Here is a 751-nt window from a genome sequence, read left to right as displayed (position 1 = left end):
TAATAGCCGTGTAATAGTGACATCACGTCCGACAAGTAGGATCAGGCAAATAGGGGGTGTACCGATTAATATTGATGAAGAACTGGAGAACATAGGGTTCACAAGTGAAAACATAAAGAGCTATATAAGCAAGTTCATGCCCTCAAATAAGAGTGGTGAGATAATAAGGTTTTTAGAAAGCAATAAAGGAATATGGGGAATAGCACATATACCGATCAACCTGGAGTTAATATGTTATGCATGGGAGGATTTAAGCAGGGAAAAGAACTATACGATGAGTAAGCTGTATAAAGAAATAAGCAGTAAATTATTAAGAAGATATTTAACCAAAGGAAAGAATAAAGAGTTTCTAAGTGAAGAAGCTGAAGAGATAGCGTTAGACGAATGGGAGGAATGTGAGGAAATAGTATCCAAGTTAGAAGAACTGGCGATAGAAGGAATGAAGGGGAATGAAATAGTAATAGGTAAGGAAATAGTAACACGAGTATTAGGGAGAAATACTAAAGAGGTACTTAAGACCGGAATAATAAAAAATATGGGAGAAGATGTACATTTCTTACATTTAACCTTCCAGGAATATTTTGCGGCAAGGTATATTGCAGGAAGCTTAGAAGAAGTAGGTAGTGATAGATACAAGGAAGCAGTTGAATTAATAAGGGAGCATAAATATACGCCGTATTATGAGGTTATGTGGTGGTATGTAGCAGGAGTATTGTATGACAGATGTAAGGGAGCAGGTAATTACAGTGCT

1 protein-coding gene is annotated in these 751 nt (G+C 36.5%); it reads left to right on the top strand.

The window, feature by feature from the left end; genetic code table 11:
• On the top strand, positions 1-751 hold a 751-nt coding region (locus tag NF27_RS12175; protein ID WP_161791744.1), incomplete at both ends, for an NACHT domain-containing protein.

Origin of the sequence: Candidatus Jidaibacter acanthamoeba, assembly GCF_000815465.1 — a bacterium.
Lineage (GTDB): Bacteria > Pseudomonadota > Alphaproteobacteria > Rickettsiales > Midichloriaceae > Jidaibacter > Jidaibacter acanthamoebae.
Note: the sequence above shows the minus strand (reverse complement) of the source record. Positions and strands in the feature narration are given on the sequence as shown.